This window comes from Neobacillus niacini, assembly GCF_023715415.1.
Classification (GTDB): Bacteria; Bacillota; Bacilli; order Bacillales; family Cytobacillaceae; genus Neobacillus; species Neobacillus niacini_C.
Genome location: NZ_JAMBOB010000010.1, coordinates 61,725 through 86,363, shown reverse-complemented (window position 1 = coordinate 86,363; position 24,639 = coordinate 61,725). Strand labels below are relative to the sequence as shown.

Here is a 24,639-nt window from a genome sequence, read left to right as displayed (position 1 = left end):
CGCTAGAAAGTGGCTGCATTCTAATCAACTTTTTTATTCTTTTCACATTTATTTCAACTAACGTGATAATTAATATTAATGTTTTAATAAAGTATGGGGGATAAATATGTTCAGGATTATTATCATTTTATTCATAGTTATGATAAGTACTGGTTGTAGCACGAAAGCACAATATGAAGTTGTTTATAGTAATGATAATCAACTATCACTGGAAGAAGAAAAAAAAGAATATCTTGATTCCTATAAAATAGGGATAGTTTCTAAAATTAGGGGTATTTCGTATTTTAATGCTGTTCAAGAAGGGGTAATAGAAGCAGCAGATGATTTAGGAGTAGAAGTCATCTTCAGGGGACCTAGTGATGCTACGTGGGAAGGACAGGAAAAAATAATAGAAGAATTGATAAAAAGTGAAGTTGATGTTATTGCAATTGCTGCTAATGACCCAAAAAAACTTAGTCCTATCTTACAAAAAGCTCAAAATCAAGGTATAAAAGTAATTACCTGGGATTCAGACACTGATCCCGAATTTAGAGAGTTTTATATCAATATGCTTGATCCTGAAACTTTAGGGCGGCATTTAATGGATTCTTTAGCTCTAGGAACGAATGAGTCAGGTAATTATATTATTTTGACAGGATCAGAAAGCTCAGCAAATTTAAATGATTGGATTAAGTGGATTAAAATTCAAAATGAAAAATACTATCCAAACTTGAAATTATTAGAAATCATTGCGACGGATGAGAATTATGAGAAGGCTCACTCAACTTCTATAAAGATTATAGAAAAGTATCCAGATTTAGCAGGAATTGTTGCAATTTCGACGGTCAATCCCTCAGCTTCAGCAGAAGCTGTTAAAAATCTTAAAAAAGAAGGAGAAATTGTTATCATCGGAACAACAACTCCTAACTTAATTAGGGAACATATCAAAGATGGTACCGTTCAAGTTAATACACTATGGAGTCCTCAGAAACTAGGCTACTTAACTGTTAGCTTAGCAAAAGATCTATTGGACAAAAAGCTTCCTTATGATGGACAGGTTATATCAAAAGTTGGAGCGATAAAAGTGAATGCAGATATGGTAATTATGGGGCTGCCCATTGATTTTACAAAGGAAAATATAGATGAATATGATTTCTAATCTGTGGAATAAGTTTAAATTTAAAAATTTCAAATTATCTACTAAGTTAATAATCACTTATGTTTTGTTAACGGTTATACCTATGACCTTGTTGGGATACATCGCTTATTCGCAATATACAAAATCCATTGAGCAACAAGTAGGCGAATATATTCCAAGATTATTACATCAATCCAATGAAAATATCGAAAATAACTTCGAAGATTTGGTTACTCTACCTGAATTAGTTTATAACTCAGAAAATGTAATGGCCATTTTAAGAAAAGAGAAATATAAAAGTCTTTCAGAGTTAAATAGAGATCATTATATTTTAAAGAATTTCTTTTCAAAGACATTCCTAGGTAATAATTCTGAAATATTGGGGGTTTTCTTGGTATCAAATAATCGCGTATTTGAAAATTCTCGTTTAGATCATGAGGGATTTAGTCTTAGAAGTGATTTTTCTTCCAATGAAGAAGGGGTTCTTTTAGTGGAGGGGATAAAAATTCTGCCGCCAAATCAAAGCAATTTAGTGTTTCAAGGTAATCCACCTTACTTTTTATTAATGAAAAATATAATAGATTTCGATAATCGAGAAACTTTAGGTACGCTGTTTATTGCTGTAGAAACCTCTTTTATGGAAAGCGTATTTAATAATTTAGATAACCAAGATAGAGCTGATATCTGGCTAATGAACAAAGAAGGCAGAATTATCTATCATACAAATCCAGATAAAATAGGCAGTAAATTTGAAAGGGTTAAGGATTTTCCTATTTTAAATGGGAGTTTTCGTTATAAAGATGCTGGTGCTAGTTCTTTGATAAGTGTGGATGAAACTACAAACATGGATTGGGTACTTGTCCACAGTATGCCTACTAAATTTCTAACTGAAAGAACAGACGTTGTTGCAGAGGGCATTATTCTATTTTTTATTATCCTTGTTCTAATCGCAACAATGATTTCCATATACCTAGCTCTAACTGTTACTAGACCTATAAAAACCTTAGGAAGACTGATGAAGGAAGTAGAGAAAGGAAACTTTCAAGTTGAAATTCCTATTCACTCTAAGAACGAAGTCGGTTTACTTGCTCGAAGTTTTAATTCTATGGTTACAAAAATAAGAGAACTAATTCGAAAGAACTATCAGAATGAACTTAGACAAAAGAATGCTGAGTTATATGCACTGCAATCACAAATTAATCCACATTTTATGTACAATACGTTAGAAACAATTAGTATGGCAGTAGAGGATGGAGAATCAGAAATAGTCGTTGACATGGTCACAATACTAGGTAGAATGCTGCGTTTTTCACTTAGCAATAAGGACCGGTTAATTCGTATTTCACAAGAAGTTATGCATGTGCGTGATTTTTTAAGTCTTCAAACTATTAGATTTGAGGACCGCCTTACTTTTAAGATTAACGAAACAATAGATTGTGACTATTACTACACTCCAAAATTTATTTTGCAGCCAATTGTTGAAAATTCGATTAAGTACGGTTTAGAAAAAAGAAGGGAACTTACTATTAATATTGATGTGACGAATGAATATAACGAATTAGGGGAAGAGGATGTATTATTCGTCATTCGTGATAACGGACCAGGAATGAATAAAGAAACATTGCAAAGGATATATGAGTTATTGAAATCTGATCCCATTGTAAAGCGTGACTCTGGATTTGGAATTACAAACGTACATGCAAGGGTAGCTACGATGTTTGGAGATAAGTACGGTATTAGCATTAATAGTACTATGGATGAAGTTACGGAAGTTATCATACGTACAAAACTAATTGATGAAAATGATCTGACCAAGTATGTCGACCAAAGCATGGAGGTTTTTAGAGATGACAACGATTAGGACAATTATTGTTGATGATGAAGCCAGGATTCGCCGAGGAATTGAGCGTTTAGTGAAGTCCCTTGGAGATGAATGGGACATAATTGGCACATATTCAGACGGAAAAGAAGCCTATGAAACTATCATAAATAATAATATGAAAGTAGACCTAGTTATTACAGATGTAAAAATGCCTGAAATGGATGGATTATCTTTCGTTAAGGAATTAAAGAAAACACATTCTTTTTTTGCATTTTTTATTAGTGGTTTTGATGACTTTCAATACTTACAAAGAGCAATTCGTGAGGGTGCTATTAACTATATCTTAAAGCCTATAGATCGAGAACAATTTCGTATTGAAATACAAGAAGTAAAAGAAAAGGTAATGAAGAAGAGAGAAGTACAGCAAGAATTGGACGATGTTTATGATAAAGCATCGAAGCTAACTTACACAAGACAAGTACAGCTTTTAAGTGAGATGACATGGATGGAGGATAAAGATGTCTCCATGCTAAATTGGAATGAGGAATTTCCAATAGGTAACTATAAGCTTGTATATATTAGTATCGATCAAGTTACAACGAAGAAAAAAGAATTGGAATCAGAGGAATTGGAGATTCTGAGTATTGCTATTGAAAAGCTATTAGAAGAAATGTTAACAAATGAATTTCAAGACGCTAACGTAATGACATGGTGGTGGCGAAACGGAAAGTTTAACTATTGGCTGCTGCTAAATGAACAAGCCCAAATAGATATAAACTCTTTTTCAACTTTGACAGAACAATTTATTAAAAAGTTACAACATAATATAAACCAGGTTACTCACTTTACTGCTTCCGTTGCTATTGGAATTGAGTTTCAGGATATAATGCAATTACCAAGTTATAAGAACCAATTGTTGTCGCTATTACAGTTTCGAATTATTAAAGGTGGAAATAACATCTTTAAATCTGATTTAATAAAAAATGAGTTTGGTCAAAGGCCAAAAGGGATATCTTCCGGAATCTATATGCACACGCAACAATTAATGTACAGGATTGAACAACAAGATGAGAAAAAAGTAATGGAAAATTTACAAATCTATTTTGATGAGATTGAAACTATATCATCGCCTAGTTTGGTTGAAGAGGCTATACACTATTTATTTATTAAGATAGTTAATATGTGGATGGATAATGATGGTTACTGCGTAGATCCTTATTTACTAGCTGAAGCAATGCAAATTACAAAACAAGCCACCAGTTTAAATGAACTTAAAGAAAGAACAAAGTATTGGATAATGGGTATGATGAGCAAAATACAATCATTGACGGATACGCAGCCTGACACCATAAAGCAGGCTAAACATTGGATTAATGATAATCTTGGAGATAATATAACTATAAAAAAGATAGCGGATCATGTTTATATGAACCCTACTTATTTTTGCGAATACTTTAAAAATAGTACTGGAGTAACTGTACTGGATTACATTACAAAAAAACGTCTGATGAAGGCAAAGGAATTGTTAGAGATTCCAGATATTAAGATTTATGATATTTCAAGTTCAGTTGGTTACCATGATACAAAATATTTTAGTCAATTATTTAAGAAGTGGCAAGGGTATTCACCTTCTCAGTATCGAGACTTATTTTTCAAACGATCATTCATCCAATAAAGGTAAAAAAATGGTCAAAATCAGTGAGGTTATTTTTTTTACATTTGCCCGCTATGGGAAAGTACTCATAATGGACTTTAATAAGAGTCACAACTACGCTCATGGCAAAGAGGGTGTTTCAAAAGGTAAATAAACCTTTTGAAACACCCTCTTTTGATTTCAATTTTCTTTCTCTTTTACACATTACCGAATACTACCTACCTATTCTGAACTTTATCTCCTACAAGATCTCATCGATACACTATATAGTACTAATTAGAAATACTACTTAGCTATTGTGAAGAGAAAGGAGGCTTGTAAAATGATAAAAACAAATTTGAAAGCCATTACATCTGAGCTTGCTTCGGTAATTGGAAGTATTGATGAAACACAAACTGAAGAAGTTGTTAAGTATATAGTGAATGCCCCACGCATTTATGTGAAGGGTGTGGGCCGATCTGGCTTCATGATGGAAGCGTTCGCAATGAGGTTAATGCATTTAGGCTTTAATGTTCATGTGATTGGAAACGCAACCACACCAGGTGCAAGAAAAGGAGACCTGTTAATAGTAGGTACTGGTTCTGGTGAAACTGGTGGTTTAATTTCTTATGCAAACAAAGCTAGGAAAATAGGTCTTAAAATGATAACGGTAACAAGCTTTGTAGATTCGACATTAGGAGAAATGGCTGATGTAGTTTTACGAATTCCCTCTCCAACACCGAAGTCAACAAAGATAAGCGAAATTACCTCGATTCAACCAATGGGTACACTTTTTGAACAGTCTTTACTGATTTGCTTGGATATTTTGATTATGGATCTAATGGAATCCAAATCAGCTAATGCAGAGCAAATGTTTGGTAACCATGCCAATCTTGAATAGGGCCTTAATGGGCGGTTGTGAAACCTTTTCACAACTGATAAAAAAAAAATATATATGGAGGATCAAGAGATGAAGAAAAAGTTTTTTGCATTATTTTTAGTTATAGTAATGGGTTTAATGCTAGCAGCTTGTTCTAGTGAAAGTGGTAGTTCAGAAGAAGCAAGTTCAGGTGGTGCAGCAAATAAAGATCTATTAAATCCAGCAAATTATAAATCTGATAAAGATAAATCTGAGTGGACAATTGGTGTTGTAACAAAAGATAACACTGCAGCGTGGTTCAAGCGTATGGAAGTTGGAGTTAATCAATATGGTGAAGAAATGAATATCAATGTTATACAGAAAGGACCAGCTAACGCTGATGCTGCATCACAAGTACAAGTAATTGAAGATTTAATCGCTCAAGGTGTAGATGCACTAGCGGTGGTACCTATTGATCCAGGTGCAATCGAAGCCTCTTTACAAAATGCTTTATCTCAAGGTATTGCAGTAGTAACGCACGAAGCTTCTAACCAAGAGAATACTTTATTTGACGTAGAAGCCTTTACTTCAGCAGATTTTGGTGCAAGTTTAATGGATTCACTTGCTGGTTCAATGGGTGAAAAAGGAAAATATGCAATGATGGTAGGTTACACTACAAGTACAACACACATGGAATATGCTGAAGCTCAAAAAGCTCGTCAAGAAGAAGCATATCCAGAAATGGAATTAATCAATGGTGGAGAAGTACCAAGTGCTGAGTCTGAAGAAAGTGTTGACGGAGCATATGAAAAAGCAAAAGAACTTTTAAAAGCATATCCAGATTTGAAAGGGTTTACTGGAGTAGCATCAACTGACAGCCCAGGTATTGCAAACGCTGTTGAAGAACTTGGTCTATCTGGGAAAGTTAATATTGTTGGTGTAGGTACACCTAACGAGTTCTCTGATTATATCAAAGCGGGAACAATCAACAAACTTTTATTATGGGATCCAAAAGATGCTGGTTATGCAATGGTTTCTATAGCAGCTAAAATCTTGGCTGGTGAAGAAATCAAGGAAGGAACAGATCTTGGAGTAACTGGTTATGAAAGCGTTCAAATTATAAAAGGAACTAATAAAACAATTATTGGTAATGCACCATTAAAGATTGATAAAAACAATATTGACGAATACGATTTCTAGAATGTAAATTGTAATAACTTTTAATAAAAAACTAGAAATACCGTATCGCATTATTTCCAAATGGAAGGAAAATGGTACGGTATTTCTTTTATTAAAAGGTAACTCATAATTTAATCTTATTGGTGAGATAGTTTAGGAAGGGAACACATTGTAGAATAACGTAAATCTAAGCTCAAATCCGAGGAGGAATACAATGTCTGAGAACCTTATATCTGTAAAAGGAATACACAAATACTTTGGAGGAGTTCATGCCTTAAAAGGGGTAGACTTACAAATTAAAAAAGGTGAAGTTCACTGTTTAGCTGGTGAGAATGGCTGTGGTAAATCAACAATCATTAAGGTAATATCTGGTGTTCACAAACCCGATGGCGGCGATATAGAAATTGACGGGCAGAAATATGATTATATGACACCAACGGAATCTATTAAACAAGGAATTCAAATTATATATCAAGACTTTTCTGTTTTTCCAAACCTTTCTGTAATTGAAAATTTGGCTTTCAATAAAGTATTAGCAAATAAGAAGAAATTCGTGAGCCGAAAAGAGTTTAGAAGAATTGCAGAAGAGGCAATAAGTAAGATTGACTTTGACGTAGATCTTGACGCATTGGTAGAAACGCTGCCTGTAGCAGATAAGCAGTTAATCGCTATTTCAAGAGCTTTACTAGATAATGCTAAGTTAATAATTATGGATGAGCCCACGACAGCGTTAACAAAAAAAGAAGTAAAAAGAATGTTTGAGATTATTGAAAGGTTGAAAAAAGAGGGTGTAACAATCCTATTTGTTTCACACAAATTGGAAGAGGTATTTGAAATTTGTGATAGTGTTACGATCTTCCGAAATGGTAAAAACGTTATCTCCTGTCCTGTATCAGAAATGGATGAAAAAAAGTTTAGTTATCATATGACAGGACGCCATTTTGAAGAAGATGCAGCTCCAAAAACAAGAAATATCGGTGGAACAGTGTTAGAAACAAAGCAGTTATCAGCACAAGGATTTAATGACGTAAACCTCCAATTGAGAAAAGGCGAAATCCTTGGCATTACTGGTCAACTTGGATCAGGTCGTACCGAATTATCTCTAGCATTATTTGGACTATTAAATCCAGATAAAGGTGAAATAAAAATAGAAGGTAAAGAAGTAAAGATTCCAAATCCGGCTAAAGCTCAAGAATTAGGGATTGCATTAGTTCCGGAAGATCGATTAACAGAAGGCTTATTCCTGCCTCAATCAATAAAGAGAAATATCGTAATTACTAGAATAGATGAATTATCTAACAAACTAGGTATAGTAAATACTAATTCGATAGATGATGAGTCCGCCAAGTGGGTTCGAGATATTGGGGTTGCAACGAAAAATGATGAGTTCCCTGTATCAACACTATCAGGTGGGAATCAACAAAAAGTACTTCTAGCTAGATGGATTGCTTCAGAACCAAAAGTATTAATCTTAAATGGTCCAACTGTTGGGGTTGATATTGGAGCGAAACATGATATTCATAATTTGTTACGTGACCTAGCTAGTAAGGGGATGGGGATCATCATTGTATCCGATGATGTATCTGAAATAATCAACACTTGTGATCGTGTCATTGTGATGCAAAAGGGCCAAATAACAGCTGAAGTGAAAGAAGCGGATTTAAACGCAAAAACTTTAGCTAATTACATTTAATAGATAGGAGTGTGAATGATGAATACATTATCATCAAAGACATTAAAGAAGCTGGCTACACGTCCTGAATTTTATGTATTTATAATTATCTTACTTTTGAGCTTATTTATCCAGGCTAAGTCAGGACTTTTCTTTTCAAATAATAACATTGTTGACTTATTGCAATCGATGACGGTTCCGTTAATTTATGCGATTTGTGCATACTTAGGTTTTATTAGTACAGGGCCAGACGTATCATTCCCATTAATTGCCGCATTAAGTGGGTACCTTGCTACACAGTTCGTTTTCGTAACTGGATTTGACGGACCGATTTTTGTTGTGTTTTTAGTAGCAATTTTCTTCGGTTTAATCATGGGTGCAATTAATGGTTTTATTATTGCAAATTATAATTTTCCAAGCTTGATTGTTACTTTGGGTACAACATCTATTTTTAGTGGTATCTTGTTAGGTGTTTTTGAAGCAGGTCGTATTAAACTTCCAGAATCAATGATTGCTTTTGGTAACAAGTCACTCTTTGAAGTTACAAACGCGGGAACAGGATTAGGATCTTCATTACCAATGACTTTCTTAATTGCTGTCAGTTTGTACATTCTTACTTACTTGTTCCTTAATTTCACAATGGCGGGACGAGGAGTTTTTGCAGTAGGTGGAGATGAAACTTCTGCAGAAAGAGCAGGTTTTAATGTAAAGAGAATTCGGTTTGGTGTATTTACTGTGAATGGTGGAATAGCCGCTATTGCAGGTGTATGTTACTCAATTGAATCTACGTATTTCTTACCAACTGAATTTGCTGGTAAGGAAATGATTGTTATTGCCGCTGTAATTCTTGGTGGTACACGTTTATTGGGTGGTGTTGGTACACTAACTGGATGTGTGTTAGGTACATTACTACTTACAATTGTTACAAATAGTTTGATTCTTATCGGTGTTCCAATTTATTGGCAGAAATTTATCATTGGTGCAATTATCATTGTTGGTACTGCAATATCCGTTATTCAAATTTCTGATTTAAAAGGGTTCAGAAGAAATAAACGGAGAAAAGTGGGGGTGGCGTAAATGAAAACGGTAGCACAGACAAATGAAACAGCTACTTTAAGGAACAAAAGTAAATTTTCTTTTAATAAAATGGATGGTAACATACTACGATTATTAATCATCATGTTTACTATATTCATCGTCGCAAGTATTACCAAACCAGATACCTTTTTATCATTGGCTAACTTCCTATCCATGGAGAAACAATTAGTAGAGTATGGCTTAATGGCTATTGGTGTAGGTATTGCTATGATTGCAGGTGGAATCGACCTTTCTGCTGTCTATATTGCTAACTTAAGTGCAATAGTTGCTGGGCTGTTTATGAAAACGTTTGCTTCAGCTGTGACTGGCACAGAACAGATTTTGTTTATCGTATTAGGCATATTACTTGGTTTACTTACAGGTGTTGTTTGTGGTCTATTTAACGGTTTCTTAATTGCCAAACTACGTGTCCCCGCTATGCTTGCAACTTTAGGAACAATGCAGTTATACATGGGTATTGCAATCATTATGACTGGAGGAAGTATTGTAAGTGGATTACCGCAGCCATTTGCTCAATTAGGTCGAACGAATGTATTTCAGGTCTTTACATTATCGTTCATTGTCTATTTAGTTATTGTGGCATTCTTTTCCTACTACATTGGAAAGACAAAGTATGGAATGAAATTGTACTTATTAGGTACAAATGAAAAGGCTACTAAATTTGCTGGTATCAAAAATCATAAAATCATCATGAGAGCATATATGCTTTCAGGTGTGATTTCAGCTTCAGCAGGTTTATTGAGTCTAGCACGTATTAACTCAGCAAAAGCTGACTTTGGATCAAGTTTTGTGATGTTAACCATTTTAATTGCCGTTTTAGGTGGGATTAATCCGGATGGTGGTAAAGGTAAAATATATGGAATCTTTTTAGCTACCATTATCGTACAGCTCATGTCATCATACTTAAACATGTTTCCACAAATCAGTAATTTCTACAGAGATATGATCTGGGGTATAGCATTAATTTTAGTACTAATCATTAACTATGTATTAAATAAGAAAAGTGAAGCGAAATTAATGCGACTAACTTCGCAATAACTGGGAGGTTTTCTAATTGATACAACCAAATATCTTGGTAGTTGGAAGTATGAATATGGATTTGAATATATATGGTGTTCCAAAAATAGCTCAATTTGGACAATCGGTAGGTTGTGACAGCTATGCATATGCAACAGGGGGAAAAGGTGCTAATCAAGCATATGCAGCTGCTGTACAGGGTGCGAACGTAACCATGGTTGGTAGAGTTGGTAATGATTCCAATGGTCATGCCCTTATTACAGAACTTGAAAAGGTAGGCATTCATACAGGTTTTGTCGTTCCAGACAAAGATGCTCAAACCGGTTTAGCGACGATCATGGTAGAGGACACAGGCAGGTATTTCTCTTATGTGACACTTGGTGCGAACAACAAATTGGACCCTGAAGACGTCGAAAAGGCACTCGATAAAATTAGCTTTGATATGGTACTCATGCAGTTGGAGATGCCTTTAGAAACCGTATATAGAACCTATGAACTAGCTAAAGAACGCAATATTCCGGTGTTTTTAGATGCGGGTCCAGCAATGAATATTCCACTTGATCGATTAAAGGGAATCCATATTATTTCACCAAATGAGGCTGAAACAGAAGCTCTAACAGGTATAGCTGTTGAAAGTGAGAAAGAAGCACTTGAAGCTGCCAAACAGTTATATGAAAGAGCAAATCCTGCGTACGTTGTATTGAAAATGGGAAGTCGTGGTGTATACGTTTACGATGGTAAGGCAGCCAAAATGTATCCTGCGTGGAAAGTGGATGCGATTGATTCGACTGGTGCGGGCGATACATTTAATGCATCCTTTGTTAACAAAATTTGCCAGGGTTATGATTTTGATGATGCCATCCAGTTTGCAACAGCAGCAGCGGCAATCTGTGTTTCCCGAAAAGGTGCACAAGTATCGATTCCTTCTCAGGATGAGGTGCAACAATTTTTAACAAAGCAATTATGTAAATAAACTATCAAATAAACAAAATGGAGGAATCTTATGGAAGGCAAAATAGCACCTTCATTGATGTGTGTTGATTTATTGAACGTTGAAAGGGATATTAAATTACTAGAAGAAGCAAAGGTAGATTATTTACACATCGATGTAATGGATAACCACTTTGTTCCGAATGTTACACTAAGTTTTGATTTTATAAAGTCGATTAAGAAGGTTACAGATATACCTGTAGATATTCACTTAATGATTGATAACCCTGAAGAAAGTTTTCATTATTTAGAGGACCTAACTGCTGAAGATTTTGTTTGTATTCACTATGAATCTACGACACATACTCATCGTGCACTAGGCATGATAAAAAATATGGGTGTGAAAGTAGGTCTTGCATTAAATCCAGGAACACCCATTGGAGTTATTGAGGATCTACTTCCTGATTTAGATATGGTTTTAGTAATGACTGTTAACCCAGGATTTGCTGGCCAAAAACTAATTCCTAGTATGCTTGATAAGATTGGAAGACTTAGAGTGCTGTTGGATGAAAAGGGATACGATCATATATCCATAGAAGTAGATGGGAATGTAAGCTTTGAACATGCGAAACTAATGCACGAAAAAGGTGCTGATATATTCGTAGGCGGATCATCAAGTGTATTCAGTAAAGAAGCATCGGTTGTGGAGAACTGTAAGAAATTCAGAAAAATTATTAGTTAATAATAGATTGCAGATTAATATAGAGTTAGTTGATTTTCAAACATTCCTAAAACTAACTAACCCGGTCAATAACTCTCTGAAAAATGCTAGTAAAGCAAAAAAATCGTGGCATGCAATCCGATATGTAGAAATAGCTAATGGGGAATTATTTAGAAAGGGAGGAAAGTCATGAAGCTACAACTTGCCTTAGATACGTGTAATACAGAGGAAGCATTACAAATTGTAGGTGAAGTGGAGAATTCCATCGATATCGTGGAGATAGGTACACCGATGATAATTGAATACGGGATGGAACCAGTACGAAAGGTATCAGAACAATACCCTAACAAGTTGGTGATTGCTGATACGAAGATTATGGATGCAGGAGAATTTGAGGCTGATATTGCTTTTAATGCAGGGGCATCTATTGTTTCGGTTATGGGTATCACACATGATGAGACAATTAAAGGTGCTGTAAAAGCTGCTAAAAAAGCAAATGGAAAAGTTTTAGCCGATATGATGTGCGTAACCAATTTGGAAAAAAGAGCAATAGAACTAGTTGAACTGGGTGTGGATTATATTTGTGTTCATACTGCCCATGATGTTCAAGCTACACAAAGTCCTTTCGCCTCGTTAGCTAAGGTTCAACGTAGTGTTGGTTCGGAGAGATGTGCTATTGCAGGTGGGATCAATGAAGAATCTATAAATAATGTAATCGAGTTCAAACCTGAAATAGTAATCGTGGGTAATGGTATTACAGGTCAAAAGAATAAAGCAGTAGCTGCAAAAAAAATCAGTGACATTTTACATGACTAAAGAAAGGAAGGTAACGACATGCAAAACCTAAATCTTTATTTAGATAAATGTAATATCGTACTTGATGAATGCACTAGGGCTTTGCAGGCAGTTGATCCTGTTATCGTTTCCGAGTACATACATTTACTTAGAAACGCAGAAAAAGTATACTTTGTCGGAGTTGGCCGAGTACTTCTTTCTTTAAAGGCAATATGCAAAAGATATGCACATATTGGAATAAATTCTATTGTCGTAGGAGACATTACAGAACCCGCAATGACAGAAAGGGATGTCCTAATTGTAGGATCAGGTAGTGGAAATACATTGTTTCCAATTGCAATTGCAAAGAAAGCAAAGCAATTAGGTGCAACAATTATTCATATTGGTAGTAATCCAGAAAACAGTATTACCGAATGCACCGACTTATTTGTAAGAATCCCTGTTGCAAGTAAATCAAAAAGAGTAGATGAAATAAATTCTCTGCAACCAATGACAACACTATTTGAACAAAGTTTATTATTATTTGGTGATATTACAACGATGATGATATTGGAAGAAGAGAAACATGTGATAGAAGATTTATGGCAATACCATGCAAATTTAGAATAGAGGTTTAGGTTACTTCTATTTTAAGACGGGAGGTTTAACTATGAAACCTACATTCTCGGCGTCTCTTATGTGTATGGATTTCTTACATGTAAAGAATGAGTTGGAAGTTTTAAATAACTTTGTTGATTATTACCATATAGATATTATTGATGGTCACTATAGTAAGAATCTTTCCCTTTCACCTGACTTGATGAAGGCCTTTAGAAAAGTAGTGAATAAGCCAATGGATGTCCATTTAGCAACTACAAATCCTGAAGATTGGATTGAAGTTTGTGCAAATGCAGGTGCAACATATATTTCACCACAAGCTGAGACCATTAATCATCATGCCTTTCGTGTTTTAAATATGATTAAAAGTGTTGGTTGTAAGATAGGAATCGTTCTGAATCCGGCAACTCCACTTAGTTATATTGAATCCTACTTGGGCAGAGTAGAATTATTAACCATTATGACTGTTGATCCTGGGTTTCCTGGGCAGCCCTTCATTGATGAAATGATTGAAAAAATCAAAGAAGCAGCTAAGCTTAGGGAGGAAAATGGATTTTCGTTTAAGATTCAAGTAGATGGAGCGGTCAACAAAAAAACGTTCAAAAAACTAAAAGATGCTGGTGCGGATGTTTATGTGCTTGGGTCCTCTGGATTATTTAATTTAAACGAAGATATTAACCTTGCTTGCAACAAGGCATATGAAAACTTTGCTGAAGTAATGAAGGTATAACGATTATAAAAGGGAAATGGGGGACTAAGAATGGAATTAATGTTTGATACGGCTAATTTAGAAGATATTCGGCATTATATTGGAGTCTTCTCAATAGTAGGCATCACTTCAAATCCTAGCATTCTAAAAAATGAGGGAAAGCTAGAACTTATAGATCATTTTAAAGAGATTCAGAACATTATTGGTAGTAATCGTTCTCTACATATTCAAGTGACTACAGATAATTCCGAAAAGATCATAGGAGAAGCGTATAGAATAGTAGAGAAACTAGGAAAAGATGTGTATATCAAAATACCGGTCAATGAAGAGGGATTAAAAGCAATAAAACAGCTGAAAAATGAAGATTTCAATATTACAGCAACCGCAATCTATACAATAGCACAAGGGGATTACGCGATTATGGCAGGAGCGGACTATATTGCACCTTATTTTAATAGAATGGAAAATACCAATATAGATCCTGATCGTGTGATTAGTCATTATGCGAAAGTAATTCAAAGGGGTAACTATCAAACTAAGATACTAGCTGCTAGTTTTAAGAATATAGGGCAAGTAATGAGAGCGTTTGAAAGTGGTGCACATTGTGCAACTGTTGACCCTGCATTGCTTAGTAATTCACTTAAAATGCCATCTATCGAGTCGGCGGTAGTCGACTTTAAAAAAGATTGGGAAGAGGTTTACGGTAAGGAGAAAACATTTTTAGATTTTTGAAAGATGAGATTACTTTAGGGATGTGATTAGATTTGTTTGCCAATGTGATAGATTCAGTTCATGATACACTTACAAAAGAAGCAGAGGCTATTTTGGAGATTAATAATACCTTTGATCATGAACAAGTAGAAAAGGTCTTTGAACTTATAAAGAACTGTAAAGGGAAAATTATTACGACAGGTTGTGGAACCTCAGGTGCAGCTGCCAAAAAAATTGCACATACATTAAGCTGTGTGGAATGTCCTGCATTATTTTTGTCACCATCTGATGCTGTTCATGGTGCATTAGGAGTTGTTCAAAAAGAAGATATTGTTATTGTATTTTCTAAGGGGGGAGCAACTCAAGAAATCAATAATTTATTACCGGGATGTATAGCAAAAGGTGCAACAATAATTGCGGTTACAGAAGTAGAAGACTCATACATTGCAAAGCATTCAGATTACCTATTGAAAGTTAAAGTATCAAAGGAACCAGATGATTTCAACATGTTAGCTACATCGAGTACGATTACAACCATCGCTCTTTTTGATGCTATTTGTATTGCGATGACTCGGTTTAGAGGATACACAAAAGAACAATTTGCGGTAATCCATCCAGGTGGAAAAGTAGGAGAAGCTTTAACAAAAAAGGATAACGATTAAAATAGTAACAAGCCTAGGGGGTTATTGTGATGTCTAAAAAATATACAATAGGTCTTGATTTTGGTACGCTTTCAGGCCGTGCTGTATTAGTAGATGTACAAACAGGAGAAGAGTTAGCAACAGCTACACATAATTACTCACACGGGGTAATGGATAAGAAACTACCAAACGGGAAAAAGCTACCTCTTGATTGGGCGCTTCAACATCCTCAAGATTATATAGATGTATTATCCACAGCTATCCCTTCTGTATTAAAACAGTCCGGTGTTTCTCCGAATGACATTATTGGTGTCGGTGTAGATTTTACTGCATGTACAGTTGTGCCGGTTAAGTCTGACGGTACGCCGTTGTGCTTTATCGATCAATATAAAGAGGAACCTCATTCCTATGTGAAACTATGGAAGCACCATGCAGCACAAGACAAAGCAAACAAGTTAAATGAGATTGCAGAACAAATGGGTGAGGAATGGCTAGGTCGTTATGGAGGAAAGATTTCATCTGAATGGATATTCCCGAAGATTTGGCAAGTATTAGATGAAGCACCACATATCTATGATGAAGCAGATTACTTTATTGAAGCATCAGATTGGACGGTTTGGCAGTTAACAGACGTTCATACAAGAAACGTATGTACTGCTGGTTTTAAGGCTATCTGGCATAAACAAGAAGGCTATCCGGATAAATCGTTCTTTAAATCGTTAGATCCTCGTTTGGAAAATGTGGTGGATGGAAAATTAAGCATAGATATTACTCCGATTGGGCAAAGAGCGGGGGAAATAACTGAAAAAGCAGCGAAACTTACTGGTTTAAATGCAGGAACTGCAGTGGCCATCGCCCATGCGGATGCCCATGTATGTTTCCCTGCCGTAAAGATAGATGGCCCAGGTAAAATGCTAGATATTATCGGAACATCAAGCTGTCACTTAATCTTGAGTGAAGAAGAACAAAGAGTACCAGGTATCTGCGGTGTTGTAGAGGACGGAATTGTTCCTGGATATTTCGGCTATGAAGCAGGACAAAATTGTGTTGGGGATACCTTTGCTTGGTTCGTTGATAATTGCGTACCTGTGGAATATCATGAAAAGGCTAAAAGTGAAGGCATAAGTATTCATGAATATTTGACACAAAAAGCCGAGAATTTAAAAGCTGGTGAAAATGGATTAGTTGCTCTTGATTGGTGGAATGGAAACCGTTCTACTCTCGTTGACGTTGATTTAACTGGAATGATCGTGGGGCTGACAATTCAAACGAAAGCTGAAGATATATATCGTGCATTGATTGAAAGTACAGCATACGGAACAAGAAAAATCATTGAAACATTTCGAAAGAATGGTGTCCCCGTTAACGAATTCTTTGCCTCTGGAGGAATTGCGCAAAAGAACCCACTTGTAATGCAAATTTATGCTGATGTCATTAAGATGCCGGTGAAAGTTGGCGGTGGCTCTCAAGGGCCAGCACTAGCAAGTGCAATATTTGGGGCAGTTGCTGCAGGTTCGGAACGAGGGGGATACGATGATGTGTTTGTAGCAGGGCAAGCAATGGGTAAGTTGGAGGATAAAGTGTATTATCCAAACATTACCAATGCAAACGTCTATGACCAGCTATATCGTGAATACACAACACTATATCACCACTTTGGGATAGAGTACAAGCAAATCATGAAGCGATTGAAAAATATTAAAATTGAACAAAGTAAATAATTTTGATTTGACCCTGTCAAGTATGTCGGGGTTTTTTTGACATTTTTTTAGGAATGATTTAATTTGGGTAAAATGTATGAAGAAGTAGCTGCAGGCCAGATTTTACAGCTATAAGGAACTATTTAGACATACGTTGTAATTAAAGGTGGCGGTGCAGGCTGAGGCTAGTGAGTAGCAATTTTTAAGTTAAAATCATGCAAAAGCTTGACAGGTATGGTTTAATGGAGGTGTAAGAATAAGTATGGAGGTATAGTTATGATTAAAGACAAAATATCATCTATTCAGAAGGCGGGGAACAAACCTTTGTTAGATGAACGAAATACCTCTAGCTTAATCACCGATTTAAAAGCACTTTTTAAAGCAGGTGTTTTAATCGCAAATGTCCTGCCTGTTTTTACTGGTTTCTGGTTAGCATTACATTTTACTGATCATTCGTTTAGTGATTACTGGGAAGTATTTTTACTAACGATTGTCGGCAGTACATTGGTTATGGCAGGAGCTCTCGTTCTTAACAATTGGTATGATGTTGATATTGATACTGTAATGGAAAGAACGAAAAATCGACCTACAGTAACGGGAAATATCCCATTAAAAGTTGTTTTAACAATGGGAATTGTTTTGACCATACTGGGTTTAATCCTGTTACTCTTTACTACAGTGGAAGCTGCCATATATGCATTCGTGGGCTGGTTCACTTATGTGATTTTGTATACGATGTGGTCAAAGCGAAGATATACCCTTAATACGGTAATTGGAAGTGTGTCAGGAGCTGTAACCCCGTTAATCGGATGGACAGCCATTGAATCTAGCAATCATATTGTTCCAATTATATTATTTCTAATTTTATTTATTTTTCAAATGCCACATACCTTTGCGATCGCCATGAAGAAATGTAAAGAATATAAAGCAGCAGGTGTTGCCATGCTTCCTGTTGTTCATGGGTTTAAAATGACAAAACGGCAAATTGTTGTATATGTCGCATGTTTACTGCCCTTACCCTTTTACTTAACATCTCTCGGTACACCATTTATTGTTATTGCAACAATACTTAACGTAGGTTGGTTAGTCGTAAGTATTAGCGGATTTTTCACGAAAAATGACCTAAAATGGGCGCATGTTATTTTTCTGTATTCTGTAAATTATGTAACAATCCTATTCCTGACAATGATAATTGTTACACTGCCTCTTTTCTAAATAATACTAAATAATGTTTAAAAAAAGCTGTCCCTGCTGACTTTGCGGGGATAGCTTTTTTTGTTGTTCATAAATCTGTCACTTTTAAAACATCAAAATGCCACAATGTGATTCAGTTCACTTCAGTGAGAACAATTCGCAATTATTATATACCTAAGGACAACAAAAGGGGGTTGAATTTCGATGGCAGCTTCAAAAGTTACTCATAAAAGTAATAAACAGCAGGAAGAACCATTAAAGGGAACATGGATTTCTGTAACAGTAGTTGGAGTCGTTATTGTTGCTACGTATATAGTTCTATACGGTCTTTATATGACCAGATTATAAGGGGGGATTAGAGAGATGAAAATGCATCTTGATGAAAAAATATGGCTTACGATAAGCTTTGGTATTATCATGGGATTCATGATAATCACTGGATACCAAGCATTTGCACAAGGAATGTCACCACCAAGCGGTATGGAAACGATTGATCCTCAAAAGGTGGATCAAACAGCTCCATTCGATAATCCAGGAGTTAAAGAAATTGGCGACAATAAATATGAAGTGGTTATGACTTTACAAGCGTTTGGTTTTACTCCAAATAACATTGAAGTACCTGCTGGAGCAGAGGTTACTTTTATTATGACTTCAAAAGATGTAGTACATGGATTTGAAGTGGCCGGTACAAACCTCAATGCGATGGTTATGCCAGGGCATATTCAAAAAATCACTCAAACCTTTGATAAGCCAGGCAGCTATTTAGTTATCTGTAATGAATATTGTGGTGCAGGTCACCAAGTTATGAGTACAACGATTACGGTTAAATAAGGGGGGATATTAGATGAAGATGGAAGCAGATTTAAAAGTAGGTATTAAAGAAAAAGCAAATAAAATGCTGGGATATCACCCACAGGATGCAAAATTATCGAAATCATATATAGCAGTAGCATTTATCGCATTATTAGTTGGTGGATTTTTAGGACTATTACAAGGGTTAAACCGAGCAGGATTGTTAGAGTTACCAACTTGGTTTAATTATTATCAAGTATTGACTGCACATGGATTATTGCTAATCCTCGTGTTAACTGCATTCTTTACCATTGGATACTTTTATGCAACACTTTCTCATAATTTAGGAGGGCTTCTTCCAAAAGTTAGAAAGCTCGCTTGGGTTGGTTTCTTCGTTAAGCTTGTCGGATTTGTATTAGCGGTTATTCCAATCTTAATGAATGAAGCTTCGGTTATGTACACGTTCTATCCACCGATGGCTGCACATCCTGTATTTTATATCGGTTTAGCATTAATCGTAGTTGGTGTTTGGTTATGCTGTATTGGAGCATTTATCCAAGTAGCGAACTGGAGAAAAAATCACAAAGGACAGCATGTTCCAATCCTGTCTTACTTTGCAACTGGTGTATTCGTACTATTATTCTTCGCACTAATGTTCGTGGCAGTTGAAGTATTATTCATGATTCTACCATGGGTATTTGGTTGGGTTGATGGGATCAATGTAATGGTCGCTCGTACACTTTTCTGGGCATTTGGACACACATTGGTCAATATCTGGTATTTAACAGCTGTATCTGCATGGTACGTAGTTGTACCAAAAGTTATCGGCGGAAAGCGCTGGAGTGATCTACTAACACGTGTAGTAATTATCGCTCTAGTTATTATGAACATCACTGGTGGATTCCATCACCAAATCATTGACCCTGCAATCAATGAAATTGTTAAATTTATGCACGTATTTATGAGTTTAGCAATTGGATTCCCTTCACTAATGACAGCATTTGCACTATTCGCAGTATTTGAGCGTACAGCAAGAAGAAAAGGTGGAAAAGGATTAATCGGCTGGTGGAAGAAAATGCCATGGGGCGATGTTCGATTCTTAGCACCATTTATTGCAATGGTTGCCTTCATTCCGGCTGGAGCTGGTGGTATTGCCCAAACTACAAACCAATTAGATCAAGTTGTTCATAATACAATGTGGATTGTTGGACATTTCCACTTAACATTAGGTATGTCAGTTGTTATGACATTCTTTGGAATTAGTTATTGGTTAGTTCCTTTTATTTCAAACCGGGTATTAACACCGCAAATCAATAAATTAGGTGTTATCCAAACATGGATTTGGACAGTTGGTATGATCTGTATGTCTGGTTCTATGCACTATGTTGGCTTGCTTGGTTCACCAAGAAGAACTTCTTACTCCACTTATGGGGATCATGCAACAGCATTAGGCTGGGACCCATACTTGACGTTATTAGCAGTTGGCGGTACGTTGTTAATCATTGGTGTTATTCTTCAAGTCTACGCTGTATTCAATATGATGTTCTTTGCACCAAAGGGTGAAACTGAATTCCCGATTGCTGAAGAAGAAGAAAATGCAACGAAAACACCTTATTGGACCGAACGCTGGGGCTTATGGATTGTACTAATGATCATCGTAGTTGCAATGGCCTATGTAATACCATTGACTGATATGATTGTAAATGCACCTCCAGGATCACCACCATTCAAGACTTGGTAAGGTGAATGGATTGATAAAGAGATAGCTCGTAGTTTCAGAGCTATCTCTTTATGCTTAATTGGATGATATTTTGACTACAGAAAACAGAGTTGGATGTGATCAGTATGATCAAAAATAGACATAACAAAATAGCAGTTTTTATCGTTTTATTTTTTGGCTTAGGGTTGTTTTTTATAGGCACCGATGGATTCAGTGCATTTACTGCTGAAAAGGCAAGAGTGAATAAACTACTAAATGATAAACCAAAATTCCCAGAAGTTACCCTCGAGGATAGCACCGGGCGTAAATATTCAATTTCTGAATTTGAAGACAAATATGTATTTATTACATTTTTATATACTTCCTGTACAACGGTTTGCCCAGAATTAGAATATAACATGAAGCAAGTGTATGATAAGGTTCCAAGCAAATATATTGGCGAGGATATTGTTTTTTTAAGTATCAGCTTTGACCCGGAGCGGGATGACCCCGCTACCTTAAATAAATATAAAGACTTTTTTAAGAGTGATGGCGAAACATGGAGAATGGCAAGAATTAATGATAAAGCTGAATTGAAATCTTTGTTAGATAGCTTTGGCGTCATTGTTATTCCAGATGAATATGGAAACTTTGCACATAACTCCGCCTTTTATTTAGTTGATAAAAAAGGCAGTTTGGCAAATGTTATGGATTATAAAGAAATTGATGAAGCCGCTAAAACAGTAGTAAACATACTTGAAAATGGATCGGAGGAGTAATCGATGAATCAGTCGTTTTATGGCTTACTTTTATTAATCTTCTTGGTTGCTCCTCCTGTCGCCCATTTTATGGAATCCCATATGGTCATTCATATGCATATGCAAATGCCGATGCTGGTGATTGCGGGAATGTTAATGGCAAGATTTTTCCAAAAAAGATTTCCGACGTTTTTTGAAAAGTGGAATAGTAACGGTATTCCAGGAATTCTCTTATTTGTCATCATCGTGGTATATTGGATGTTACCCCGAACAATGGATGAGGCATTAACCACAAATAGCGTTGAAGTATTCAAATTTATTAGTTTGCCATTTTTAGCTGGAGTATCTTTAAGAGATAGTTGGAAGAAACTCAGTTCATTGGGGAAAAATATTATTATTATTGGTTTCACGGTTCTGTTTATAGGATTGGGATGGTTATACATTTGGTCCCCGGTGCAATTATGTAATAACTATCTAATCATTGAGCAAGTAACTCTTGGATGGGGGTTTTTACTGACTGCAATTGGTATGATAGTCTATTTAGGGTACAACTTTTTTATCGACCCTTCCGCATATGAATGAGAGGGCAGGCAGGAGTGAATGTATTGAATGAACTCAAATTACGATGAATTGCTGAATATCGAAACGGAAGGAAATCAAAGGGGTTATAATAAGTCCTTCCATTATCACAGATACGAGCCGACTCCCTACACTGCACTTGAAAAATTATTCGCAGAATATGAATTAAACAGCAGTGATCATATCGTTGATTTTGGCTGTGGGAAAGGAAGACTCAACTTCTTTATTCATTACCTATTTCATTCTTCTGTTACAGGGGTTGAGATGAATGAAAAGCTATACGAAGAAGCGATTGAGAACAAAGCGAATTATTTGATAAAGGCTAAAGATAAAGGTGAGATTCAATTTCAGTGCTGCTTGGCAGAAAAATATGAAATCAATCCTCTTGATAATCGTTTTTATTTTTTCAATCCATTTACAATCCCAATATTTTGGAAAATCATAAATAATATTTTGGTTTCGGTAGAAAAATTCAAACGGGAGGTAGATGTGATTTTATATTATCCATCAGAGGATTATATCTACTATTTAGAAAACCACACCTTATTTGAATTACTAAAAGAGGTTCAACTTCCTGGTTTATATGAGAATAATGCCAATGAGCGATTTTTGATTTATCGCTTGGCCTATTAAAATAGCCCTCGCCGTCTAAAATCGACAATCGGGGCTATTTTTTGATGGTTTGTTTAGTAAATATTAATTTCGTTAGTGCATTTTCGATTGTTTTATCTTTGTGGTTACGAATCCAATTATCGGGAATCCTCTTATAGCGGCAGTTGCTGGTTTTTAAATAGTTATAGATAATTTGAGCTTCATCAATCTCATCTCTTTTTATATGGTTGCCGGTAGGAATAGCTGTATCCTTAAAGGTTGAAGTGATGAGGCTGCTAAGTTTAGTAACGTCGGCACAATCAATGGTAATTACTTTACTAGTAAGGACTTCGTTGCGTTTTATTAGAAAGAGCTTAAAGGAGTCCTCGCTTAAATTTTCTATGACAACAAGATTCTTATTTTCCTGTGTAAACTCAATAACCCTTTCTTTTCGAAGCAGAAACCCAATGGCCTCGATTCGATCTCTATACCTAGCGGCAGCCTCAAAATCGAAATCGGCGGCGGCTTTATCCATTTTCCTTTTCATCTCATCAAGGATTACCTTATTTTTACCATTAAGTAAAGCAATGATATCATTGAATATGGTTTGGTACTGTTGCAGTGCAGGTCCACCGCCGCACATTCCTATGCATAATCCAAGAGAATGGTTGAAGCACAGTGAATTCTGCCATTTTGGATTGCTGCAAAGAATTTGAAAGGCTTCCTTGATGCCTATAATCGCCAGTTCGACTCTAGCTTTGCTAGGAAAGGGGCCATAATAAAGTATTCCGTCCTGCTCATCCCGTTGGTTTGTAATCTCTATGTCTGGGTATTCTCTATTCTTATTAATCGCAATGTAAGAGTAGGATTGGGGACTTTTCATCATTTTATTAAATAACGGTTTTAGCTCTTGGATTAATTTACATTCCAGCATAAACGCTTCAAATTCTGTATCTGTTAACAGAATATCAAAATCTCGAATATTGCTGACAAGTTTAATAATCTTTTGCGGATGTGCCTTTGATTGTTGGAAATAGGATTGAACACGTCTTTTAAGGTTTTTTGCCTTACCGACATAAATGATAGAGCCCCGGGAATCCTTCATTAAATAGACTCCGGGTGTCGAGGGAAGGTTTTTCACCTTTTCTTTTATAAAAATAATACTCGCCCCCATTCCGCATTTTTCTTTATTTTATCATAAAAAAATAACCAGATTGAGTATAACAATCTGGTAATAAGCACTTATGAAGGTGATTTTGAATAGAGAATATACAAAAGTATTAACATGACAATGTCTAATCTCGCTTTAAATGCAAATGGTAAAATTCCGCTGTGCAGGATAGGGAGCTTTGTTAGCAGAAGGGCAGCAATCATGATTCCAATTAAGGGGATCACTGCATTTTTTACACTGCGATTAAGTAAAATAAGTATGCCGCAAATTATCTCCAGAAAGGCCGTCACATACAACAGGATATCTGGAAAAGGCAACCCTAAACCGATAAAAACTTCAGCAAGTTCTGTGCTGAATAATTTCATCACACCTGACGTAATAAAGACAAATGCAACAGCATATCGGATTAAACTTGCTGTTGCCAATGATTGATTCATGTCCATTCCCCCTTTATAGAATGTATTCAAATGATGGGACATACCATGAGTGAAATAGTAAAATTTTAAAAATTAGGGTTATTAATGACGTTGAAAGAAGAAAATATAACTACCCAAAAGGGGAGGAGAGGCTCGAAACTTGAGCTTCTCCTCTCTTCGTGTAATAGGGGGATTATGACATTTATCATGTCAAAATCATGACAGCTATATCTACAAA

General features: G+C 35.8%; 25 protein-coding genes. 23 read left to right on the top strand and 2 right to left on the bottom strand.

Going from position 1 to position 24,639, the window contains the following annotated elements:
- Positions 1–106 precede the first annotated feature (106 nt).
- The 23 genes from M3189_RS21720 (at position 107) to M3189_RS21610 (ending at position 22,856) form a co-directional block, all read left to right on the top strand.
- A complete protein-coding gene (locus M3189_RS21720) occupies positions 107–1,138 on the top strand; it encodes an autoinducer 2 ABC transporter substrate-binding protein (protein ID WP_251637873.1) in 1,032 nt (343 codons plus the stop codon).
- Complete coding sequence (locus tag M3189_RS21715; protein ID WP_251637872.1) at positions 1,122–2,978, top strand: cache domain-containing sensor histidine kinase; 1,857 nt, start codon at positions 1,122–1,124, stop codon at positions 2,976–2,978. The genes M3189_RS21720 and M3189_RS21715 overlap by 17 nt, the downstream gene beginning before the upstream one ends.
- A complete protein-coding gene (locus M3189_RS21710; RefSeq protein ID WP_251637870.1) occupies positions 2,965–4,614 on the top strand; it encodes a response regulator transcription factor in 1,650 nt (549 codons plus the stop codon). The genes M3189_RS21715 and M3189_RS21710 overlap by 14 nt, the downstream gene beginning before the upstream one ends.
- Before the next feature lie 301 nt (positions 4,615–4,915).
- Positions 4,916–5,473, top strand: a complete 558-nt coding sequence (hxlB, locus tag M3189_RS21705; RefSeq protein WP_251637868.1) for a 6-phospho-3-hexuloisomerase — start codon at positions 4,916–4,918, stop codon at positions 5,471–5,473.
- Between the two features lie 69 nt (positions 5,474–5,542).
- Positions 5,543–6,631, top strand: a complete 1,089-nt coding sequence (locus M3189_RS21700) for an autoinducer 2 ABC transporter substrate-binding protein (protein WP_251637866.1) — start codon at positions 5,543–5,545, stop codon at positions 6,629–6,631.
- 193 nt (positions 6,632–6,824) lie between these two features.
- Positions 6,825–8,303 (top strand): sugar ABC transporter ATP-binding protein, encoded by a 1,479-nt coding sequence (locus M3189_RS21695; RefSeq protein ID WP_251637864.1) that lies wholly within the window; start codon positions 6,825–6,827, stop codon positions 8,301–8,303.
- 18 nt (positions 8,304–8,321) lie between these two features.
- Positions 8,322–9,359, top strand: coding sequence for an ABC transporter permease (locus tag M3189_RS21690; protein WP_251637862.1), 1,038 nt, complete (start codon positions 8,322–8,324; stop codon positions 9,357–9,359).
- Positions 9,360–10,418 (top strand): ABC transporter permease, encoded by a 1,059-nt coding sequence (locus M3189_RS21685; protein WP_251637860.1) that lies wholly within the window; start codon positions 9,360–9,362, stop codon positions 10,416–10,418. It begins immediately after the preceding gene.
- A gap of 16 nt (positions 10,419–10,434) precedes the next feature.
- The gene (locus tag M3189_RS21680) at positions 10,435–11,370 is read left to right on the top strand and encodes a PfkB family carbohydrate kinase (protein ID WP_251637858.1); all 936 of its coding nucleotides are present in this window, start codon (positions 10,435–10,437) and stop codon (positions 11,368–11,370) included.
- A 30-nt stretch (positions 11,371–11,400) separates the two neighbouring features.
- Positions 11,401–12,069 (top strand): ribulose-phosphate 3-epimerase, encoded by a 669-nt coding sequence (gene rpe, locus M3189_RS21675; RefSeq protein WP_251637856.1) that lies wholly within the window; start codon positions 11,401–11,403, stop codon positions 12,067–12,069.
- A 168-nt stretch (positions 12,070–12,237) separates the two neighbouring features.
- A complete protein-coding gene (hxlA, locus tag M3189_RS21670; RefSeq protein WP_251637854.1) occupies positions 12,238–12,864 on the top strand; it encodes a 3-hexulose-6-phosphate synthase in 627 nt (208 codons plus the stop codon).
- Positions 12,865–12,882: 18 nt separating this feature from the next.
- A complete protein-coding gene (locus tag M3189_RS21665; protein ID WP_251637852.1) occupies positions 12,883–13,452 on the top strand; it encodes an SIS domain-containing protein in 570 nt (189 codons plus the stop codon).
- A 40-nt stretch (positions 13,453–13,492) separates the two neighbouring features.
- Positions 13,493–14,170 carry a D-allulose 6-phosphate 3-epimerase gene (alsE, locus tag M3189_RS21660; RefSeq protein WP_251637850.1) on the top strand — a complete coding sequence of 226 codons (678 nt, stop codon included), beginning with the start codon at positions 13,493–13,495 and terminating at the stop codon, positions 14,168–14,170.
- A 30-nt stretch (positions 14,171–14,200) separates the two neighbouring features.
- A complete protein-coding gene (locus tag M3189_RS21655) occupies positions 14,201–14,881 on the top strand; it encodes a fructose-6-phosphate aldolase (protein ID WP_251637849.1) in 681 nt (226 codons plus the stop codon).
- A gap of 44 nt (positions 14,882–14,925) precedes the next feature.
- On the top strand, positions 14,926–15,522 hold the full coding sequence (locus tag M3189_RS21650; RefSeq protein ID WP_251637847.1) for a KpsF/GutQ family sugar-phosphate isomerase: 597 nt from the start codon (positions 14,926–14,928) through the stop codon (positions 15,520–15,522).
- Between the two features lie 29 nt (positions 15,523–15,551).
- Positions 15,552–17,222 (top strand): ribulokinase, encoded by a 1,671-nt coding sequence (gene araB / locus M3189_RS21645; RefSeq protein ID WP_251637845.1) that lies wholly within the window; start codon positions 15,552–15,554, stop codon positions 17,220–17,222.
- 255 nt (positions 17,223–17,477) lie between these two features.
- Entirely contained in the window at positions 17,478–18,416 is a 939-nt protein-coding gene (cyoE, locus tag M3189_RS21640; RefSeq protein ID WP_251637843.1) for a heme o synthase, read from the top strand.
- Between the two features lie 183 nt (positions 18,417–18,599).
- Complete coding sequence (locus tag M3189_RS21635) at positions 18,600–18,743, top strand: cytochrome c oxidase subunit 2A (RefSeq protein ID WP_251637840.1); 144 nt, start codon at positions 18,600–18,602, stop codon at positions 18,741–18,743.
- A 15-nt stretch (positions 18,744–18,758) separates the two neighbouring features.
- Positions 18,759–19,226 carry a cytochrome c oxidase subunit II gene (locus tag M3189_RS21630; RefSeq protein ID WP_251637838.1) on the top strand — a complete coding sequence of 156 codons (468 nt, stop codon included), beginning with the start codon at positions 18,759–18,761 and terminating at the stop codon, positions 19,224–19,226.
- A 19-nt stretch (positions 19,227–19,245) separates the two neighbouring features.
- A complete protein-coding gene (locus M3189_RS21625) occupies positions 19,246–20,928 on the top strand; it encodes a cbb3-type cytochrome c oxidase subunit I (RefSeq protein WP_251637992.1) in 1,683 nt (560 codons plus the stop codon).
- 104 nt (positions 20,929–21,032) lie between these two features.
- Complete coding sequence (locus tag M3189_RS21620; protein WP_251637837.1) at positions 21,033–21,665, top strand: SCO family protein; 633 nt, start codon at positions 21,033–21,035, stop codon at positions 21,663–21,665.
- A 3-nt stretch (positions 21,666–21,668) separates the two neighbouring features.
- Positions 21,669–22,226 (top strand): hypothetical protein, encoded by a 558-nt coding sequence (locus M3189_RS21615; RefSeq protein WP_251637835.1) that lies wholly within the window; start codon positions 21,669–21,671, stop codon positions 22,224–22,226.
- Between the two features lie 27 nt (positions 22,227–22,253).
- The gene (locus tag M3189_RS21610; protein ID WP_251637833.1) at positions 22,254–22,856 is read left to right on the top strand and encodes a methyltransferase; all 603 of its coding nucleotides are present in this window, start codon (positions 22,254–22,256) and stop codon (positions 22,854–22,856) included.
- Positions 22,857–22,890: 34 nt separating this feature from the next.
- Here M3189_RS21610 and M3189_RS21605 read toward each other — a convergent pair whose 3' ends face one another.
- Positions 22,891–23,919 (bottom strand): UvrB/UvrC motif-containing protein, encoded by a 1,029-nt coding sequence (locus M3189_RS21605; protein ID WP_251637831.1) that lies wholly within the window; start codon positions 23,917–23,919, stop codon positions 22,891–22,893.
- A gap of 137 nt (positions 23,920–24,056) precedes the next feature.
- Positions 24,057–24,422, bottom strand: coding sequence for a DoxX family protein (locus tag M3189_RS21600; RefSeq protein WP_251637829.1), 366 nt, complete (start codon positions 24,420–24,422; stop codon positions 24,057–24,059).
- Positions 24,423–24,639: the final 217 nt, after the last annotated feature.

Excerpts from the sequence above, each read along its gene's own strand:
- M3189_RS21720 (WP_251637873.1), top strand. The coding sequence starts at position 107 with ATGTTCAGGATTATTATCATTTTATTCATAGTTATGATAAGTACTGGT.
- M3189_RS21715 (WP_251637872.1), top strand. The coding sequence starts at position 1,122 with ATGAATATGATTTCTAATCTGTGGAATAAGTTTAAATTTAAAAATTTC.
- M3189_RS21710 (WP_251637870.1), top strand. The coding sequence starts at position 2,965 with ATGACAACGATTAGGACAATTATTGTTGATGATGAAGCCAGGATTCGC.
- hxlB (WP_251637868.1), top strand. The coding sequence starts at position 4,916 with ATGATAAAAACAAATTTGAAAGCCATTACATCTGAGCTTGCTTCGGTA.
- M3189_RS21700 (WP_251637866.1), top strand. The coding sequence starts at position 5,543 with ATGAAGAAAAAGTTTTTTGCATTATTTTTAGTTATAGTAATGGGTTTA.
- M3189_RS21695 (WP_251637864.1), top strand. The coding sequence starts at position 6,825 with ATGTCTGAGAACCTTATATCTGTAAAAGGAATACACAAATACTTTGGA.
- M3189_RS21690 (WP_251637862.1), top strand. The coding sequence starts at position 8,322 with ATGAATACATTATCATCAAAGACATTAAAGAAGCTGGCTACACGTCCT.
- M3189_RS21685 (WP_251637860.1), top strand. The coding sequence starts at position 9,360 with ATGAAAACGGTAGCACAGACAAATGAAACAGCTACTTTAAGGAACAAA.
- rpe (WP_251637856.1), top strand. The coding sequence starts at position 11,401 with ATGGAAGGCAAAATAGCACCTTCATTGATGTGTGTTGATTTATTGAAC.
- hxlA (WP_251637854.1), top strand. The coding sequence starts at position 12,238 with ATGAAGCTACAACTTGCCTTAGATACGTGTAATACAGAGGAAGCATTA.
- M3189_RS21665 (WP_251637852.1), top strand. The coding sequence starts at position 12,883 with ATGCAAAACCTAAATCTTTATTTAGATAAATGTAATATCGTACTTGAT.
- alsE (WP_251637850.1), top strand. The coding sequence starts at position 13,493 with ATGAAACCTACATTCTCGGCGTCTCTTATGTGTATGGATTTCTTACAT.
- M3189_RS21655 (WP_251637849.1), top strand. The coding sequence starts at position 14,201 with ATGGAATTAATGTTTGATACGGCTAATTTAGAAGATATTCGGCATTAT.
- araB (WP_251637845.1), top strand. The coding sequence starts at position 15,552 with ATGTCTAAAAAATATACAATAGGTCTTGATTTTGGTACGCTTTCAGGC.
- cyoE (WP_251637843.1), top strand. The coding sequence starts at position 17,478 with ATGATTAAAGACAAAATATCATCTATTCAGAAGGCGGGGAACAAACCT.
- M3189_RS21635 (WP_251637840.1), top strand. The coding sequence starts at position 18,600 with ATGGCAGCTTCAAAAGTTACTCATAAAAGTAATAAACAGCAGGAAGAA.
- M3189_RS21630 (WP_251637838.1), top strand. The coding sequence starts at position 18,759 with ATGAAAATGCATCTTGATGAAAAAATATGGCTTACGATAAGCTTTGGT.
- M3189_RS21625 (WP_251637992.1), top strand. The coding sequence starts at position 19,246 with ATGGAAGCAGATTTAAAAGTAGGTATTAAAGAAAAAGCAAATAAAATG.
- M3189_RS21620 (WP_251637837.1), top strand. The coding sequence starts at position 21,033 with ATGATCAAAAATAGACATAACAAAATAGCAGTTTTTATCGTTTTATTT.
- M3189_RS21615 (WP_251637835.1), top strand. The coding sequence starts at position 21,669 with ATGAATCAGTCGTTTTATGGCTTACTTTTATTAATCTTCTTGGTTGCT.
- M3189_RS21610 (WP_251637833.1), top strand. The coding sequence starts at position 22,254 with ATGAACTCAAATTACGATGAATTGCTGAATATCGAAACGGAAGGAAAT.
- M3189_RS21605 (WP_251637831.1), bottom strand. The coding sequence starts at position 23,919 with ATGAAGGATTCCCGGGGCTCTATCATTTATGTCGGTAAGGCAAAAAAC.
- M3189_RS21600 (WP_251637829.1), bottom strand. The coding sequence starts at position 24,422 with ATGAATCAATCATTGGCAACAGCAAGTTTAATCCGATATGCTGTTGCA.